The 18,075-nt window shown below is 62.4% G+C and carries 17 protein-coding genes and 1 pseudogene; 6 read left to right on the top strand and 12 right to left on the bottom strand.

Annotated elements, in window-relative coordinates:
- Positions 1–1,290, top strand: a pseudogene (locus tag I2H38_RS21470) (hypothetical protein); the annotation flags it as partial.
- A 208-nt stretch (positions 1,291–1,498) separates the two neighbouring features.
- Here I2H38_RS21470 and lysA read toward each other — a convergent pair.
- Both lysA and lptM read right to left on the bottom strand, forming a co-directional pair.
- Positions 1,499–2,767, bottom strand: coding sequence for a diaminopimelate decarboxylase (lysA, locus tag I2H38_RS20290; RefSeq protein WP_196273692.1), 1,269 nt, complete (start codon positions 2,765–2,767; stop codon positions 1,499–1,501).
- Between the two features lie 8 nt (positions 2,768–2,775).
- Positions 2,776–3,027 carry an LPS translocon maturation chaperone LptM gene (lptM, locus tag I2H38_RS20295; protein ID WP_196273693.1) on the bottom strand — a complete coding sequence of 84 codons (252 nt, stop codon included), beginning with the start codon at positions 3,025–3,027 and terminating at the stop codon, positions 2,776–2,778.
- A 171-nt stretch (positions 3,028–3,198) separates the two neighbouring features.
- Here lptM and I2H38_RS20300 point away from each other — a divergent pair, with 171 nt between their 5' ends.
- Positions 3,199–5,520 (top strand): calcium-binding protein, encoded by a 2,322-nt coding sequence (locus I2H38_RS20300; protein WP_196273694.1) that lies wholly within the window; start codon positions 3,199–3,201, stop codon positions 5,518–5,520.
- Positions 5,521–5,675: 155 nt separating this feature from the next.
- A complete protein-coding gene (gene tlpA, locus I2H38_RS20305; RefSeq protein WP_196273695.1) occupies positions 5,676–6,335 on the top strand; it encodes a thiol:disulfide interchange protein TlpA in 660 nt (219 codons plus the stop codon).
- Here the strand turns inward: tlpA and I2H38_RS20310 are convergent.
- The 8 genes from I2H38_RS20310 to purC form a co-directional block, all read right to left on the bottom strand.
- On the bottom strand, positions 6,332–6,643 hold the full coding sequence (locus I2H38_RS20310; RefSeq protein WP_196273696.1) for a hypothetical protein: 312 nt from the start codon (positions 6,641–6,643) through the stop codon (positions 6,332–6,334). The genes tlpA and I2H38_RS20310 overlap by 4 nt on opposite strands.
- Positions 6,644–6,840: 197 nt before the next feature.
- Positions 6,841–7,176, bottom strand: coding sequence for a Grx4 family monothiol glutaredoxin (gene grxD / locus I2H38_RS20315; RefSeq protein ID WP_196273697.1), 336 nt, complete (start codon positions 7,174–7,176; stop codon positions 6,841–6,843).
- Positions 7,177–7,216: 40 nt separating this feature from the next.
- The gene (locus tag I2H38_RS20320; RefSeq protein WP_196273698.1) at positions 7,217–7,453 is read right to left on the bottom strand and encodes a BolA family protein; all 237 of its coding nucleotides are present in this window, start codon (positions 7,451–7,453) and stop codon (positions 7,217–7,219) included.
- A gap of 12 nt (positions 7,454–7,465) precedes the next feature.
- Positions 7,466–9,676, bottom strand: coding sequence for a phosphoribosylformylglycinamidine synthase subunit PurL (gene purL / locus I2H38_RS20325; protein WP_196273699.1), 2,211 nt, complete (start codon positions 9,674–9,676; stop codon positions 7,466–7,468).
- A gap of 95 nt (positions 9,677–9,771) precedes the next feature.
- Positions 9,772–10,470, bottom strand: coding sequence for a phosphoribosylformylglycinamidine synthase subunit PurQ (gene purQ / locus I2H38_RS20330; protein WP_196273700.1), 699 nt, complete (start codon positions 10,468–10,470; stop codon positions 9,772–9,774).
- 7 nt (positions 10,471–10,477) lie between these two features.
- On the bottom strand, positions 10,478–10,717 hold the full coding sequence (gene purS / locus I2H38_RS20335) for a phosphoribosylformylglycinamidine synthase subunit PurS (protein ID WP_196273701.1): 240 nt from the start codon (positions 10,715–10,717) through the stop codon (positions 10,478–10,480).
- 66 nt (positions 10,718–10,783) lie between these two features.
- On the bottom strand, positions 10,784–11,197 hold the full coding sequence (locus tag I2H38_RS20340; protein ID WP_196273702.1) for a hypothetical protein: 414 nt from the start codon (positions 11,195–11,197) through the stop codon (positions 10,784–10,786).
- A gap of 150 nt (positions 11,198–11,347) precedes the next feature.
- Positions 11,348–12,142: a phosphoribosylaminoimidazolesuccinocarboxamide synthase gene (gene purC, locus I2H38_RS20345; RefSeq protein WP_196273703.1), complete on the bottom strand. Its 795-nt coding sequence runs from the start codon at positions 12,140–12,142 to the stop codon at positions 11,348–11,350.
- Positions 12,143–12,377: 235 nt separating this feature from the next.
- On the opposite strand from purC, the gene I2H38_RS20350 reads away from it, so the two are divergent.
- The 3 genes from I2H38_RS20350 to gluQRS all read left to right on the top strand — a co-directional run bounded on the left by I2H38_RS20350 (position 12,378) and on the right by gluQRS (position 14,483).
- Entirely contained in the window at positions 12,378–12,701 is a 324-nt protein-coding gene (locus tag I2H38_RS20350; RefSeq protein ID WP_196273704.1) for a DUF1476 domain-containing protein, read from the top strand.
- A 71-nt stretch (positions 12,702–12,772) separates the two neighbouring features.
- Positions 12,773–13,540, top strand: a complete 768-nt coding sequence (locus I2H38_RS20355) for an HpcH/HpaI aldolase family protein (RefSeq protein WP_229426848.1) — start codon at positions 12,773–12,775, stop codon at positions 13,538–13,540.
- A 49-nt stretch (positions 13,541–13,589) separates the two neighbouring features.
- The gene (gluQRS, locus tag I2H38_RS20360) at positions 13,590–14,483 is read left to right on the top strand and encodes a tRNA glutamyl-Q(34) synthetase GluQRS (RefSeq protein ID WP_196273705.1); all 894 of its coding nucleotides are present in this window, start codon (positions 13,590–13,592) and stop codon (positions 14,481–14,483) included.
- Here gluQRS and I2H38_RS20365 read toward each other — a convergent pair.
- Positions 14,462–15,379 (bottom strand): AEC family transporter, encoded by a 918-nt coding sequence (locus I2H38_RS20365; RefSeq protein ID WP_196273706.1) that lies wholly within the window; start codon positions 15,377–15,379, stop codon positions 14,462–14,464. The genes gluQRS and I2H38_RS20365 overlap by 22 nt on opposite strands.
- 5 nt (positions 15,380–15,384) lie before the next feature.
- Positions 15,385–17,349 (bottom strand): M23 family metallopeptidase, encoded by a 1,965-nt coding sequence (locus I2H38_RS20370; protein ID WP_324617457.1) that lies wholly within the window; start codon positions 17,347–17,349, stop codon positions 15,385–15,387.
- Between the last annotated feature and the right edge of the window lie 726 nt (positions 17,350–18,075).

Raw genomic sequence — 18,075 nt, forward strand, 5'->3', positions numbered from 1 at the left:
GGCATCCAGGTTGAAGCCGACCAGACTTTCGACGTGTGGGTCAAGGTCAGCGATGGCACGGCCTCGGTGATGGAGAAGTTCACGGTCACCGTGAAGGACGTCCCGGTCGTCGTCGAGCCTGAGAACCATGCTCCGACGGTGGTGGTCGACGCAGCCAAGGCGACGACTCAAGCCCAGGATAACGGCCCGAGCGTGGCGCCGTTCACGGGCGTCACCTTCACCGACGCAGACAACGATGACCTCACGGTTAAGATCTCGTTCGCTGCCGCCAACGGCGCGCTCGAGAATTTCGGCGCCGCCACCTCCGCGGTTGCCGACGGCGTCAAGACCTACACGTTCAAGGGCAAGGCCGCCGATCTGGCCACGACCCTGGCCGCCGTGAAGTTCAACCCGACCGACAATCCGACCGGAAAGACGGGCGACAAGGTCACCACGACCTTCACCATCTCGGTGTCCGATGAGGCTCACGCCACGCCGGCCACGAACAGCACCGTGAAGGTGGTGTCCGAGGTGGCCAACCGCGCTCCGACGGATATCAAGTTGAGCGGCAGCCTGTCCGTCCTGGAAATGGCGAACACCGACTCGGAAGTCGGGACGCTGTCGGCGATCGACACCAATGCCGGTGAGACCTTCACCTACAAGCTCGTCGATGATGCGGGTGGCCGCTTCAAGCTCGACGCGAGCGGGACCAAACTCGTGGTCGCCAACGGCCTGAAGCTCGATTACGAGCAGGCCAAGTCGCACACGATCAAGGTGCAGGTGCAGGACAAGTCGGGGGCCACCTTCGAGAAGACCTTCAAGATCGATGTCGGCGACGTGGCCGTCGAGAACCGGGTCGGTTCTGCCGGTGATGACTTCCTTGTCGGCGGCACCGGCAAGGACAACTTCAACGGCGGGGCCGGCAACGACACGCTCAGCGGCGGTCTCGGCAACGACACCCTGACCGGCGGCGCCGGCAAGGACGTGTTCGTGTTCGACACCAAGCTGAACGCGAAGAACAACCTCGACAAGATCGTCGACTTCAACGTCAAGGACGACACGATCTGGCTCGACAACGCCATCTTCACCAAGCTCGGCAAGAAAGGCTCGCCCACGAGCCCGGCGAAGCTCGACAAGAAGTTCTTTACCATCGGCGACAAGGCCAAGGATAAGGACGACTACATCGTCTACGACAACAAGAAAGGCGTCCTCTATTACGATGCCGACGGTTCGGGTGCGGGCAAGGCTGTCGCCTTCGCCACGATCTCCAAGAACCTCAAGATGACCGCCGCCGACTTCATGGTCATCTAAGCGCGGATCATTCCGCCACGACAAATCGATGGAAGGCCCCGGCAGCAAAACTGCCGGGGCCTTTTCTTATTTTCATCGCGACAAAGCGGCTGCTGCGGACGGCGATGCCCGGCCCTGGCGGAACACGCGACATGCCCTCAGGCTCGCGCCGGGTCGTGAGACCGGGGCGAGTTCTGCGAAATAGCGAAGCGGTGTGCTGTGCGAGAGTTTAGGCGAGCCAATCCGGAATCCGGTCGAGGCCGATCAACTCATCATATGTGGGGCGGGGCCGCACGACAGCCTGGTCCGAGCCGCGAACCAGCACTTCGGGCACGAGCCTGCGGGTGTTGTAGGTTGTGGCCTGCACCGCGCCGTAAGCGCCCGCGGTCATGAGGGCGAGGAGATCGCCGGCCTTCACTGCGGGGAGATCGCGCGAGAGGGCGAGATAATCGCCGGTTTCACAAACAGGGCCGACCACATCGGCGACGACGTGCTTTGCGTCCCGCCCAGGTTCGATCACAGGCTTGATGTCATGATACGCGTCGTACAGGGTCGGGCGGATCAAGTCGTTCATCGCCGCATCGACGATGATGAAGGTTTTGCCCGCGCCTTCCTTCACATAGACGACCTGCGTGACCAGGATACCGGCATTGCCGGCGATCAGACGACCCATCTCGAAGACGAGCTTGAGACCGAGATCGCGCGTGTGGCGCTTGATGATCTGCGCATAGGCTTGCGGGTCGGGCGGAGGCTCGTTGTCCTCCCGATAGGGCACACCGAGTCCCCCACCGAGGTCGATGTGACGGAGTTTGTGGCCGTCTGCCATAAGATCACGCGCCAGCTCCGCCAGCAGCGCCGAGGCGTTGTCGAAAGGCTCCAGGTCCGTGATCTGGCTGCCGATATGCATATCGACCCCGGTCACCTCGATACCCTTCAGTCTGGCAGCCCGCGCATAGACCTCGCGGGCGTGGGCGATCGGGATGCCGAATTTGTTTTCCGACTTGCCGGTCGAGATCTTCTTGTGGGTCTTGGCGTCCACGTCCGGGTTGATGCGAATGGAAATGGGCGCGCGCAAGCCCTTCGAGACAGCAACCTCCGAGAGTGCCTCGAGCTCAGGCTCCGATTCCACGTTGAAGCAGAGAATTCCGCTGTCGAGCGCGAACGCCATCTCGGCCTTCGTCTTGCCGACACCCGAGAACACGATGCGTTGCCCTGGGACACCGGCCGCGAGCGCGCGGCGTAATTCGCCCTCCGAGACGATATCCATGCCCGCGCCAAGCCGCCCCAGCGTTTTCAGCACGGCCTGGTTGGAATTGGCCTTCATCGCGAAGCAGACGAGAGCATCCGTGTCCGCGAAGGCTTCGGCGAAGACGCGGTAATGCCGCTCCAGCGTGGCCGAGGAATAGCAGTAAAACGGCGTTCCAATCTGATCCGCGAGGCGGCGCAGATCGACATCCTCCGCGTGGAGGACACCTTGACGATAGGCGAAGTGATGCATGACGCGGCCTAGAGAAGCGGGTCGAGAATAAAGGGCTTGTCGGGGATCTTGTAGCTGCGATTGATCTTCTTGCGCGGCGTGCCGACGGGAGAGGGGAGTGTGCTCTCGTCCGTCTCGTCCTCGCTCACCGTCTGCTGCGTCTGGGGGGCGGACGGATCTGGCGGCGGCTCGAGCGCACCACGCCGGCCGCAAGCCGACAGGCTAAGGATGACAAGGCCCGCAATCAGCGCGACGCGGGGGAAAACCAGACTAGACGACATCAGATGCTCCGAAACGTGGCCGCACCATAACGGGAACCGGCCGCCGAGGCGAGAGGCAAGGTGGAGAGCTGGTAAAGGGAGCATGGCATAAAGGCGCCGGCGGGCGGATGACAGAAGTGTCGCGATTGGATAGTTATAACATGACGCAATATCCAAAGGTAAGGGACTTCGATGTCGCAACTGATTCCGTCTGGGCCTGAACGTGTTTTCAACGGCGTAAACAACTCCGCCATTACGGCCTTGAACAATGGCACGTTCCTCGCGGTCTGGGGACGTTCGAAGGCTGCGGGCGGTAACGAGGTCGTCGGTCAGATCCTCAACGCTGACGGCTCGTTGAGCGGGGCCGCATTCGTCATTGACGCCAATGCGGGCGCCTTCGTCCCTTCCTTCACGGCCACCGCTCTCAGTAACGGTCGCTTCGTGGTCGCCTGGCTGGACTTCGACGGCACCTCAACCACCCTCATCAAGTCCAGAATTTTCAAGGCAGACGCCAAGCCAGCGGGCGATATCATTACGGTCGGCTATGGAGGCGAACTGGAATTCCCAAAGATCACGGCGCTCGATGGCGGGCGCTACGCCATCTCTTATGCGAACGAAGGAAAACTGCGGAGTTCGTTTTTCGACAGCGAGGGTAACGCGAGCAGCGATGAGGTCTTGAGCGAAAAAACCTCAATGCCGTCGGTCGCAACATTGACGACGGGAGCGTATGTCACAATCTCGCTCGCGCCGGCGGCGGACGACCAGCCCGGATCGGATCTCTGGGCCTATATCCGCACGCCTACGTCGATCAAGAAGGTCACCCTTCTGCACCTCGACGACTTTTCCTCCCCTCCGTCGGTGACGGCGCTTACTGATGGCCGGTTCCTCGTTGTCTGGGACAACGGGTCGAGCGCGGGTAACCAATTGAAAGCCCAGATCTTCGATGACAGCGGAAGAGCAGTCGGAGGGGGCATCAATGTCTACCAAAAAGACAATACGACGCTCAGTTCGCCCGTCGTGAAGACCCTGTCGGACGGCGGCTTTGCCATTGCCTTCATGCGCTTCGATACTCAATCCGACGTTCTGGTCGCGACCTATTCCAAAACAGGAGCGCTCGTGAACAGCGCCTCCGTCGTGGGGCAAAAAACGGCGGACAGCCAGGAAGACCCGTCCATCGCTGCCCTGGCGGATGGCCGCTATGTGGTGTCCTGGGTCGACAAGTCCTCTTCGGAGACCAAGACGGCTTTTCAGATTTTCGATTCGCGTGAAGCGGGGATCAACCTCGCGGGCACCGACGAAGATGATCAATTCATCGGCACGTCCTATGGCGACACGCTTTCTGGCGGTGGCGGCGACGACCTGCTCTATGGCTATGGCGGCAACGACATTCTCATCGGCGGCAGCGGGAGGGACACGTTGATCGGCGGCAAGGGCGACGACATTTATTACCTGACCCCCGGCGACGTGGTGATCGAGGAACATGGCGGCGGTCGTGACACGATCATTGTCGGCTATAGCGCGACCCTCGGAAACGACACGGAAGTCGAGGTGCTGCAGGCCAGCACGGGAACGTTGGCCCTGACCTTGGGCGGCGCCAACATGAACGACACCCTGATCGGTAATGATGGGGCCAACACCCTCGATGGCGGGTCTGGCAACGACACCATGCAAGGCGGTGGCGGCAACGACGTCTATTACGTCGACAGTGCAGGCGACCTCGTGGTGGAGACCGCGTCTGGTGGAGCGTCGGACAAAGTCATCACCTCCGTGAGTTATACGCTGGCGGATCACGTGGAACAGCTGGTCGCTGCGGGGAGCGCATCCATCAGTCTGACGGGCACCAGCGCGGCCGACACGATTACCGGCAACGAGGGCGCGAACGTCATCGCCGGAGCAGCCGGCGCGGATACCATCGATGGCGCCGGTGGCGACGACAACATTGACGGGGGCCTCGGCGCCGATGCGATCATCGGCGGATTGGGAAATGACACGATCACCGGTGGGGCTGACAACGACACCCTCGATGGCGCCGGTGGCGACGACAAGATTGACGGGGGCCTCGGCGCCGACGCGATCATCGGCGGGTTGGGAAATGACACGATCACCGGCGGTGCTGACAATGACACCATCGATGGCGGGTTCGATAACGATGTGATCTCAGGCGGCCTTGGCAAGGACGTCCTGACTGGCGGAGCCGGCAAGGATACGTTCCTGTTCGACGCGAAGCTCAACGCCAAGACCAACCTGGATCAGATCGTCGATTTCAACGTGAAGGACGATACGATCCAACTCGCCAAGAGCGTCTTTTCGAAGATCACGAAGAAGGGTTTCCTTGCCAAGACCGCGTTCTGGGTCGGGGCAAAGGCCCATGATAAGGATGACCGCATCATCTACGACAAGAAGAAGGGCGTCCTCTATTACGACGCTGATGGCGATGGTAAGGGCGCGGCTGTCGCCTTCGCGACCGTGAGCAAGAACCTCAAGATGACCGAAAAAGACTTCTTCATCGTTTGAGCGGACGATTTTCCGCCTTGTTTCAAAGCTCCGGCGGTTGCTGCTGCCGGAGCGTTTGTTGTCAGACGCTCTACACCCGATCGTGATGGGGGGTGGCATAGCTTGGCTCCATCCGGGGCTTGAGAAGGACGCAAAAAAGCGTCACACCACCCGGCATGTCGCGCTCTTCTCAATCCCGAACCGCTCGGATCCTCCCTTGGCTCTTGGGTGTCGTGGTGCTGGCTCTCGTCGGGGCTGCCGCGGCCTGGTACGGGCTTTCGAAATCCAACCTCACCTTAGCGGATGCTGGCGAATGCCGCGCCGCGAAGCCGATCACCGAAAAACTCAAACCCTTGGCGACGGGTGAATTGGCCGCGGTCGGGGTGAACGGCGCGCCAAAGGCGCCACCGATGATTAATTTTACCGGGCCGGATGGGCGGGCGAAGACGCTTTCCGATTTTCGGGGCAAGACGATTCTCGTGAATCTCTGGGCGACGTGGTGCGTGCCGTGCCGTCAGGAAATGCCCGCGCTCGACAAGCTCCAGACGGAGCTGGGGGCTAAGGATTTCGAAGTCGTCGCCATCAACGTGGATACTCGCAATCCTGAGAAGCCGAAGGCGTGGCTTCAGGAGAACGGAATTCACAGTCTCGCCTATTACGCCGACCCGGCCGGCAAGGTGCTGCAAACGCTCCAGAAATCCGGGCACGTCGTCGGCTTGCCGGCGACTTTCATTGTCCACGAGTCCGGCTGCGAGATCGCACTTCTCAAAGGCCCTGCAGAGTGGGCCTCGCCCGACGCATTGGCCTTCATGCGCGCGGCTCTCGGCCGGTCTTAGGCTGAAAACCCCATCGCATCCGGAACGCCGATTGGCCCCGAGAAGGCGGGTTTCGAGAGCCGCCAGGGGCGGCCGGTGGCCTGGCCGCGAATGACGGGATCAATGGTTCCGTCGGTCAGAACCTGCTCGATGACGAGGAGGCCCAGTGCCTCAAGCATCATGGCCGCCGTTTTCGTGGCGATGTCGTCGGCCCGAACCGGGATCGACCCCGCCGCGTAGACCCTTTCAAGCAGGCTTTGGACCTGGTGCTGTTTGTCGGCCGCCTTGCGCGGCCGGAACGCGACGACATTCGATTCTGATTCGAGCATGGAGGCCCCCATTCGTGATGCCGCGTCTTGGTTCTTGTGGCGGCGATCGGGGGGATCAAAACCGGCCCAATGCGCCAAAAACGTGGTCGTATGGGGGATGCGACAAAAATCCGCCCTTGCGAGGGGAGGGCGCGCAACAAAAAAGGCGGGTCGATAACCCGCCTTTGATTCTTGTGATTCTTGGCCCGCGTGGTGCTTCAGGCGCTCTGTTCGACCTTGATGCCCTTGTCGGCAAAGAGCTGCTGCAGCTCGCCGGCCTGGAACATCTCGCGGGTGATGTCGCAGCCGCCGACGAACTCCCCCTTCACGTAGAGCTGCGGGATCGTCGGCCAGTTGGAATAGTCCTTGATGCCCTGGCGGACGCCTTCATCCTCGAGCACGTTGACGCCCTTATAGGACACGCCGAGATAGTTCAGGATCTGAACCACCTGGCCCGAGAACCCGCACATGGGGAATTGCGGCGTGCCTTTCATGAAGAGCACGACGTCGTTGGACTTCACTTCATTGTCGATCGTTTGACGGGCGTCGGTCATGGAATTCTCCTATTCGGCGTTCAAGGCGCCGGGCTTCGCCTCAATTGTCGGGTGCCAGCGTCGTCAAGGCAAGGGCGTGCAGCGCGCCGCCCATGTTTCCTTGCAGCGCCGCATAGACCATCTGGTGCTGCTGGACCCGCGACTTGCCTTTGAAGGCCTGGGAACTGACGGTCGCCGCGTAGTGGTCGCCGTCGCCTGCCAGATCCTTGATCTCCACCGTCGCATCCGGAAGAGCGGCCTTGATCATGGTTTCGATTTCGCGTGCGTCCATAGGCATCGTATCAGGTCCTCAAGCCTTGCCGGCCATATAATCCGGCAGCCAGGATTCATGCGCTGCCTTCAATTTCTTCACCGATATGGCCTGTCCGCCCGGCAGAATCAATGAATCGCCGCCCGTGACGCCGAGCGCCATGGCCGGAACGCCGATCGAGGCGGCCTCATAGAGAATGTCGGCGGCTTCGTCTGGGTTGACGGCGAGCACATAGCGGCCCTGGTCCTCGCCGAAGAGGAAGGCGTGAAGCGGCAGACCCTCGGGCGCTGTCGCAATCACGGCGCCGATGCCGCCGGCCATGGCCATTTCGGCGAGCGCCAGAGCAAGGCCGCCATCGGAGCAATCGTGCACAGTCTTGACCTGACGCGAGCGGATGAGCTGGCGCACGAAGTCGCCATTGCGCCGCTCGGCGGTGAGGTCAACAGGCGGTGGCGCGCCTTCCTCCCGGCCGCAGATGTCGCGCAGGTAGATTGACTGGCCGAGCCAGCCTTGGGTCTCGCCGATGAGGATGACGGCGTCGCCCTCGCGCTTGAAGGCGACGGAGGCGTTCACCGTGACATCGTCGAGAAGGCCGACGCCGCCGATGGCCGGGGTCGGCAGGATGCCCTGTCCGTTGGTCTCGTTGTAGAGCGACACGTTGCCGGACACGACGGGGAAATCGAGCGCCCGGCAGGCGTCCGAGATGCCGCGCAGGCAACCCACGAACTGGCCCATCACCTCGGGCCGTTCCGGGTTGCCGAAATTCAGGTTGTCGGTGATCGCCAGTGGCAGGCCGCCGACGGCGGTGATGTTGCGCCAAGCTTCCGCCACCGCCTGCTTGCCGCCCTCGACCGGGTCAGCCTCGCAATAGCGCGGCGTCACGTCGGTGGTCATGGCGAGGCCCTTCGGGCCGTCCTCGACGCGCACGACACCCGCGTCGCCGCCCGGCATCTGCACCGTGTTGCCGAGAATCAGGTGGTCGTATTGCTCCCAGACCCAGCGCTTGGAGCACTGGTCGGGCGAGCCGACGAGCTTGAGCAGAGCGTCAGCCTCGGAGACCGGCGCCTTGACGCTCGTAGCCGGGATCACGGGCAGATGGGTGTTGGCGATATGCGGACGGTCATAGAGCGGGGCCTCGTCACCCAGCTCCTTGATCGGCAGATCGGCCATCACCTCGCCCTGGTGCTTCACCACGAAGCGCAGGGTGTCGGTGGTCCGGCCGATGATCGCGAAATCGAGACCCCACTTGATGAAGATGGCCTCGGCTTCTTTCTCCATGCCCGGCTTGAGCACCATGAGCATGCGCTCCTGGCTCTCGGACAGCATCATTTCGTAAGCTGTCATGCCTTCTTCGCGGCAGGGCACCTTGTCGAGGTCGAGCTCGACACCGAGGTCGCCCTTCGCGCCCATCTCCACGGCGGAGCAGGTCAGGCCCGCCGCGCCCATGTCCTGGATCGCGATGACCGCGCCGGATTTCATCAGTTCGAGGCAGGCTTCCAACAGCAGCTTTTCCGCGAAGGGGTCGCCGACCTGCACCGTCGGGCGCTTCTCCTCTGACGATTCATCGAACTCGGCGGACGCCATCGTCGCGCCGTGGATGCCATCGCGGCCGGTCTTTGAGCCGAGATAGACGATCGGATTGCCGACGCCGGTCGCCGCCGCATAGAAAATCTCATTGGTGCGGGCGAGGCCCACAGCCATGGCGTTGACGAGGATGTTGCCGTTGTAGCGCGGATGGAAGCCGACGCTGCCGCCGACCGTCGGCACGCCGAAGGAATTGCCGTACCCGCCGATGCCGGCGACCACGCCCGAGACGAGGTGAGGGGTCTTGGGATGGTCAGGCTCGCCGAAACGCAGGAAGTTCAAGGCCGCGATGGGGCGCGCGCCCATGGTGAACACGTCGCGAAGAATACCGCCGACGCCCGTCGTCGCGCCCTGGTAGGGCTCGATGAAGGACGGGTGGTTATGGCTTTCCATCTTGAAGACGCAGGCCAGCCCATCGCCGATATCGATGACGCCCGCGTTCTCGCCCGGTCCCTGGATCACCCACGGCGCCTTCGTCGGCAGGCCGCGCAGATGCAGGCGGGATGATTTGTACGAGCAATGCTCGTTCCACATGGCCGAGACGATGCCGAGCTCGGTGATGGTCGGCGTGCGGCCGATGAGGGCCACGAAGCGCTCGTATTCGTCAGGCTTCAGCCCGTGCTCCTTGACCAGCTCCGGGGTGATGGCGACGTCGTTGCGGATCATCAGGGTCTCGCTTCTTTACCCTCTCCTGTCGGGGAGAGGGGAGGGGCAATCAGGTGTCCTCGGGGTGAGCGGGGCGTCTTTCCCCGCTCCAGACGTTATGCAGCCTTGGCGAAGGACGACACGAGGCTCTCAAACAGGCCGCGTCCGTCGGTTCCACCGACGAGATCCTCGATCAGATTTTCCGGATGGGGCATCATCCCCATCACGTTGAGCTTTTCGGAATAGATACCGGCGATGGAATTCATCGAGCCGTTGCGGTTGGCGTCGGGGGTCACCTGTCCATCGGCATCGCAATAGCGGAAGGCGACGAGACTCTCGCCCTCAAGACGCTTCAGGGTTTCGGTATCCGCCGTGTAGTTGCCTTCGCCGTGGGCGACGCAGACGTCGATGGCCTGACCCTTGGCGTAGCGCTTGGCGAAAACGGTATCGTTCCGCTCGACCCGCAGGAACTGGCGGTGGCAGATAAACTTGAGATTGGCGTTACGCATCAGGATTCCCGGTAGAAGCCCGGATTCGCACAGGATCTGGAAACCGTTGCAGACCCCCAGGACCAGCCCGCCGCGCGCCGCATGGGCGCGGACCGCATCCATGATGTGAGCCCGCCCGGCGATCGCGCCGCAGCGCAGATAGTCACCATACGAGAAGCCACCGGGCAGCACGACGAGATCGGTGCCCTTGGGCAGCTCATGATCGGCGTGCCAGACCTTCTCGACCTTGGAACCGGCCTGGGTCAGCGCGCGCACCATATCGCCTTCGCGATTGGAGCCGGGAAAGACGAGGACTGCGGATTTCATGGTCGCCTCACGCGATCTCGACGCGATAGTTTTCGATGACCGTGTTCGCCAGAAGCTTCTCGCATGCGGCTTTCAGCGACGCTTCGGCGTGGCCCTTGTCCACTGTCCCGAGTTCGATGTCGAACACCTTGCCCTGGCGCACGCTGGCGATGCCCTCGACCCCGAGGGATTTCAATGCGCCTTCGATGGCCTTGCCTTGCGGATCGAGGACGCCGTTCTTCAGGGTCACGGTGACGCGAGCTTTCATGGGATCCTCGGGCTGTTGAAGAGATCGCCAACGCCATAAAGCCAATGGCTTCAAGAAACAACGGCTTCAATGTCCCAATTCGGCGCGGGCGACGCGACGCGCGGTGGCTTCGACGGCATCGGCCTCCTCGCCGATCACCAGAACGACTTCCAGGTCATCGCCTGAGCGCTGCCCAAGCGTTGCTCCATAAGCAGGACGCTTGCCGCCCTTGGCAGAAGCAAGGCTGATCGTGAAGCCGTAGGCCGGCCCTTCCTGAAGAGGCTGTACAGAAATTCGGGTTCTGGCGGACTTTCCCTGTCCCGCAGGGGAGCGAAGCGCCTGCGCCAGAAGCTCTGGCTTCCTCATCACGCGGTCGGTTGTCTCCGCATCCTTTCCCGCCAAGCGCACGACGGCGACGGCAAGCCCCGGGCGGCACTCGGGCGGCGCGCAGAAGGACAGCGCTTGCGGCTCGGCACGGTCCTCGGCGAGCCACTTGCGCAAGGGGAGGGTCTCCCAAGGCGCTCCCGGCGGCACGCCCCCGACGGGGCGGGGAATGTAGCCGCAGCCGCTTAAGGTCAGGACAACAAGAAGGAGCCCAAACGACAATGCCCGGCTTGGAACCGGGCATTGGATCTTCAAAGGGAAACCCGCTCACTGCACGAGGCGCGGGCCGCCCATGGTGGGGTTCTCGTTTTCGGACATGATGCCGAGACGGCGCGCCACCTCCGAATAGGCCTCGACCAGGCCGCCCATGTCACGGCGGAAACGGTCCTTGTCGAGCTTGTCCTTGGACTTGATGTCCCAGAGACGGCAGGAATCGGGGGAGATTTCGTCGGCGACGACGATGCGCATCATCTCGCCTTCCCAGAGACGGCCCGTCTCCATCTTGAAGTCGACGAGGCGGATGCCGACGCCGAGGAAGAGGCCGGAGAGGAAATCGTTGACCCGGATGGCGAGCGCCATGATGTCGTCGATCTCCTGCGGGGTCGCCCAGCCGAAGGCCGTGATGTGCTCTTCCGAGACCATCGGGTCGTTCAACGCGTCATTCTTATAATAGAACTCGATGATCGACCGGGGGAGCTGCGTGCCCTCCTCGATTCCGAGGCGCGTGGAGAGCGAACCGGCCGCCACGTTCCGCACGACGACTTCGAGCGGGATGATCTCGACTTCCCGAATCAGCTGCTCGCGCATGTTGAGGCGGCGGATGAAGTGGGTCGGGACGCCGATATCGTTCAGATGCTGGAAAATATATTCCGAGATCCGGTTGTTGAGCACGCCTTTGCCGTCGATCACTTCATGCTTCTTGGCATTGAAGGCGGTTGCGTCGTCCTTGAAATGCTGGATGAGCGTGCCGGGCTCAGGACCTTCATAGAGGACCTTCGCCTTGCCTTCATAAATGCGACGGCGACGATTCATAGGCGTGTACCGTGGTTTGAGGAAATCCATTGCCGTGGCCCCTTGAGGAATAAACTGTCAGATCCGCGGCTGGCATGAGCGCGGTTTGACCCGCCGCCCCGCTTGCGGCGCAACCTATCCGATCCCTTGGATAAGCACAACGCGGCGGTTTTGCTGCAGAGTTACAGCCCACTTGAGGCCTCTCTGTGTAGAAATGGTGGCGACTGGCGATGGCGCGAGTGCGCCCTTATATCGCGGAAGGTTCTGGCACGGGAGAAACAGGTCGATGACCACTTTCAACGAACGTGAGGATGCCTTCGAGAAGAAATTTGCGCACGACGAGGAGCTTCGCTTCAAGGCGACGGCCCGCCGCGACATGCTTTTCGGCCTCTGGGTCGCGGAAAAGCTCGGCAAGACCGGTCCGGAGGCGAAAGCCTATGCCAAGAGCGTGGTTCTGGCCGATTTCAAGGAAGCGGGCGACGCGGACATCATCCGTAAAGTGCACCGCGATCTCGAAGCGGCCGGTAAAGCCGTGGACGACGCGGAGTTCCGCCGCGTTCTTGGGGATTTGATGGCGAGAGCGGTCGAAGAAATTAAGGCCGGCCGATAAGCTTGAGCCTCGACGCCGCGCTGCCATGGCGCTCAAATGATTCTCATAAGCCTCCGGGAAAGGGTGCCATCTTGACCAATCCATCTCTCCTCGACCGTCTCAAGGGCGGCCCTGCCGCCCTGACCGCCTGGTGCGGGATGCCGGATCCTGCCATTCCCGCGCTCCTCGCTCGCGAGGCTTTCGACGCGGTCATCGTCGACATGCAGCACGGCGCGATTGATTTTTCCACCGCCCTCCGGGCCGTGCCGTTGATCGCCGCTGCCGGGAAACCGGCGATGGTGCGGGTGCCGGTTGGGGAATTCGCCACCGCCTCGCGCTTTCTCGACGCGGGTGCGTCGGGTGTGATCGCGCCGATGATCAATACGATCGAGGATGCCCGCCGGTTCGCCGCGTTCATGAAATATCCGCCCGTCGGCGAGCGAAGCTGGGGTCCGCACGGGGCGCTGGCGCTCTCGGGAATGCAGCCGGGGGACTATTTTCAGGCCGCGAACGGCTTGTCCGTCTCCCTCGCCATGGTGGAGACCCGGGAGGCCTTGGGCATCATCGACGATATTCTGGCGGTTCCGGGCATCGACGGCATCTTCATCGGCCCCGCAGATCTTTCGATCGCCCTGTCCGACGGCAGGGAGCTGAATCCGTTGAGTGCCGAGGTCGAGGAAGCGCTCGATTTCGCGCTCTCCCGCGTGAAGGCCGCCGGCAAAGTCGCCGGCATCTATGCCACTTCCGGGGCGCGGGCCTTGGAACTGGCCAATAAGGGTTTTCATCTCATCTCAGTGGCGAGTGACGGGGCTTTCCTCCGTCATGGAGCCCAGATGGCGCTCGCGGCGGCGCGAGCTTGAGGCTCGGCCGGTCCTCCGCGTTTCGCTTTCTAGAAGACGGATCCAGGTGATGAAGCCCGTTTTCCGGTTCGCCCCCAGCCCGAACGGGCGGCTTCATCTCGGGCACGCCTATTCGGCCTTGTTGAATGCGGATTTCGCACAGCGCTTTGGCGGGCGATTTCTGCTGCGGATCGAGGACATCGACCTCACCCGCTGCCGGCCGGAATTCGAGGCGGCGATTTATGACGACCTGACGTGGCTCGGCCTGAATTGGGAAAAGCCCGTTCGGCGGCAATCCGAACATTTTGACGATTACCGCGCTGCCTTCGCCAAGCTGAGGGAGCGGGGCGTGGTCTATCGCTGTTTCTGCTCCCGAAAGGACATTGCCGAGGCGATCGCCTGTCGCGAAGCCGAGACGGGAAGGCCTTGGCCGCGCGACCCGGATGGGGCGGCGCTCTATCCCGGCACTTGCAAGGCCCTGGAGCCTGAGAAGGCTGAGCGCCTCGCCCTCGCGGGCCGACCGCATACCTGGCGTATCGACATGACGGCGGCTCTGGCGCTCGCGCCGGGGCCGCATGTCTTCACGCGGTTCGATCGGGCTGGAGGAGAGGAGGCCTGCCACGCGGACCCATCGCGCTGGGGCGATACGGTGATCATCCGCAAGGATGTACCCACGAGCTATCATCTGTCCGTCGTCGTTGACGATGCCCTGCAAGGGATCACCCATGTGGTGCGTGGCAAGGACCTGGAGGCCGCGACCGACCTGCATATCCTGCTCCAGGCGCTGCTAGGCTTACCGACGCCTCGCTACCATCACCATGACCTCGTGCGCGACCTGAGCGGAGACAAGCTCGCGAAGAGCCGGCGGTCGGAATCGCTGCTGGAGCTACGGGCGCAAGGGATCGGGGCGGCGGAACTGCGACGGCGCCTCGGCTTTTCGTTTCACCCGAGTCCGAGCACGTAAAGCCAGAACAGCGTCGTCCCCAAAGCCAGCATGGTCGAGAGCGTCACGGCGCTCGACGCCAAGGCAACCCCCTCACCGTAGCGTTCGGCGAAGAGATAGGCGTTGATGCCCGACGGGCAGGAAGCGAATAGGACTGCAACCCCAGCCCAAATGGGCGGTACCTGGAAGACCTGCGTCGCCAAAACCAGGACGATGAGGGGGTGCAGCACGAGTTTCAGGACCGAGATCACAGTCGGCAGCTTCCACCCCGCTTCGAGCCCATAGCGATGCAGTGCGATTCCCATGGAGATCAGAGCGCAAGGAATCGCCGCGCCGCCCAACAATTCCACCATCTGCCAGAACGGTCCGGGGACATAGGCCACCAATGGGCGGCAGGCCGAGCCCGCGATGATCCCGACAACGATCGGGTGGGTTGCGAGGCGACCAAGGATGCGGAGCGGCGACGCCTGGCGGCCTTCCGCCAGAATCGTTGCAAGCGTCATTGTCACCGGCAGATGCACCGCAATGAGCATAAAGAGCGGAACCGCCCCCGCCTCCCCATAAGCTTTCAGGATCATCGGGACGCCGACGAAGACCGTATTCGCCTGTCCGGCCGAGAAGCCGGCGACCACGGCCGAAATTCCCTTCAGCCCGAACGCCCGCTGCCCCACCACCATGGCGAGGGCCCAAACGACGGCGACCCCGACGAAATACGAGATCCAGTATCCCCAGGGCTGCACGGCGGGGATGTCTGCCCGAACCAGCGTTTTGAAGATCAGACAGGGCACGGACAGCGTGAAGACGAACTCGGACAGACCTTCGCCTGCTCGGTCGGACACGAAGCCCGTGCGACGGGCGAGATAACCGATCCCGATCAGGCCGAAGACCGGCAGGACGATCATCAGGAGGTCAAGCATCGGCTTTAGCGAAGCTCTGCGCGTTGGGCGAGGCTGGCGGATGCTCCCGCATGGGCCATCAACTCATTGACCTGTTCGCGCTGGCGCTTGAATTCCGCGAGCCCGCGGCCTTCGAGCTCCCGCCCCCGGGGCAGGCGAATTTTCAGCGGATCGACGAAGCTGCCGTTGATCTTCACTTCATAATGGAGGTGGGGGCCGGTCGAGAGGCCCGAGCTGCCCAGGTAGCCGATCACCTGGCCTTGCTGGACCTTGATGCCGGCGACGATGCCCTTACCGAAATTGGACATGTGCGAATAGGTCGTCACATAGCCGTTGGTGTGCTGGATCTCGACGTGACGGCCATAGCCCGACTCCCAACCTGCCGAGAGAACGGTGCCGTTGCCTGCGGCGATGATCGGCGTTCCGATCTTGTTGGACCAGTCGATGCCCGTGTGAGGGCGCGTGTAACCCAGGATCGGATGATAACGCGATCCGAAGCCCGACCTCAGGATGCCCTCGGCGATAGGCTTGCGCAGCAGGAATTTCTTGAGGGAGCGTCCGGCTTCATCGAAGAAGTCGATCGATCCGTCATCGCCTTGATAGCGGTACACGCGTCGCGCTTCGCCACCGACGGAGAGGGCCGCGTACATCACCTCGGGTGTGCCGTTTTCTTCGTCCGACCCGTAGAAGATCTCGAAGGTATCGCCCGACGAGACGCGGCGTTGGAAATCGACGTCGTAGCCGAAGATCCGAACCAGTTCATCCACCGTCTGACGGGGCAGCTCGTTCTTCAACGCCGTCTCGTAAAGGCTCTGGTAGAGACTGACGCCGCCTGATTCCTCGTCATCCGCCTCTTCGTCCCGGGCAACGGTCTGCTTCCCGTCGTTCTGGTCGGTCGGAGGAGACACTGAGACGAAAAGCCCGCGATCGTTCGTCGCGGCGATTCCCTCGATACCTTTTTCTCCGAGGACCAGCACGCGCACGATCTGCTTGGGGTCGCCGAGGCGCGGGCCGGGGCCGATGAGGATGCGCAGCCGCTGGCCTTCCGTCAGGCCGGCAACCTTGACGCGGGCGGCGAGCGCGGTCGTGATCGCGAGGATCTGGTCCGGGTTCGCCCCGTAGGCGCGCAAAGTCGTCTCGAGAGTCTCACCCTTCTTGAGGGCGACGTCCCGCTCCTCGGTGAGAGGGGTGGCGGAACGTTGGTCGATTTTCGCAAGATTCGTCACATTTTCAGGTACGACCCGGACTTCGATGGTGCTGAAAGGCGCATTCACGATGCGGGCATAGCCGAGCGCGTCTCCGAGCCCATCCGGCTGCCGAAGGGTTCGCGACAGCATTTGTTGGGCTGGAATTGGGACCGATGCCCGGCGTCCGGTTTCGGCGGAGACGCGGCGCTCCTCCTCGATGATCGCGAGAACATCCTTGTCGGCCAGCGAGGGGGCGCTGGCCTCGATAGCGAGCAGAGTCAGGTCCCGCCGCACCACCGAGACATCGGCGTCCGAAATCTCGGGCGTCGGCTCGACCGCACGCTCCTGCGAGTCCTCCGCAAAAAGGCGCATCGGATTGAAGGGGGGAATATCCGTCGCGTACGTGCCGGTGGTCAGCGACAGATTGGTCGCGACCCGCACGAACTGGCGGACCTTGATCGCCTCCCGATCGCCATTGCGGATGGTCATTGGCGCCCGGAAGCTTTGCTTGGCGGAAACCGTATTTTCCGCACGGTTCAGTCGATCCCCTTTACGGGCGACATTCGTGGTGCGGTCCTCGGAGACATCTGAGCTACGCGCCGCATTGACGGTCGCGCGCTCGGGCTGGGACACGGAGGTCGTCGCGCCTTCCAGTGCGATATAGATAGAGGCGCCGATCAGGGCCGCGCCTGTGAGGCCGGTCAGAACACTTGCGCCGAGCCAGCGCAAATTGACGTCCCGCCTGTCGACCTCGGGAGCCGCGCCGCCGTTTGTATTGAGTGGCGGCTCATGCCCAAGATCCACCGACCACGCGCGCGAAGCTTCCCTTCGGGAGCTTTTTGCAGGCATCTCGTCTGGAGGAGCGTGTCTCATAAAAGAGCGAAGGACTCAGGCGTTAGTGTTACGAGGTGGGAAGGGCGCTCTAGCACAATCAATGGCAACCGCACAGGGCAACAGATGCGTCCGCGCGGGTGGTTGATCATGAAGGCAAGCGTCGCAGTCGAGACTGGTGCTTCAATGGCCACTGTGTCCGCAGTGAGGCGAGACAATCATTCTCCGCAGGATTCAAGGGGGTTGGGAAAAAGGGTCTTCGAGCCGTCAAAAAACTTTCACATCGTTGTTGACAGGCGAAAAGGGTTGGGCCTATAAAGCGCCCATCGACGCCGCCGCTGACGCGAACGGCGCCAAACACTTCCTCTGAAACCGGGCATCGGTGCCCGACCTCGGTCGGGAACGAAAGCTGTTTCGTTGGAAGTGCTCATCTTCGGATGAGGGTCGAAGCCGGGTTCGAGAAAATCGAATACGGAGTTGACAAAGGAATTCGACGGGCCTAAATCGGGCTCATCACGGGGCTGGCCACTGAGTGGCTCCGGTCTCGCGGGTTCTCTGAAATGTGACGCGGCCTGAAGCCGGAATTTCCGGTGCGGGTCGCTGTTGTCTTCGGACGGCTCATTGCTCTTTGACAAGTGAAGAAAGAAAGAGAAACGTGGACGGCGAGGTCCTTGCGGGTTGTCTTTAAGGCAACCGAAT

The sequence above is a fragment of the Microvirga alba genome (assembly GCF_015694465.1).
In the GTDB taxonomy this organism is placed as follows: Bacteria; Pseudomonadota; Alphaproteobacteria; order Rhizobiales; family Beijerinckiaceae; genus Microvirga; species Microvirga alba.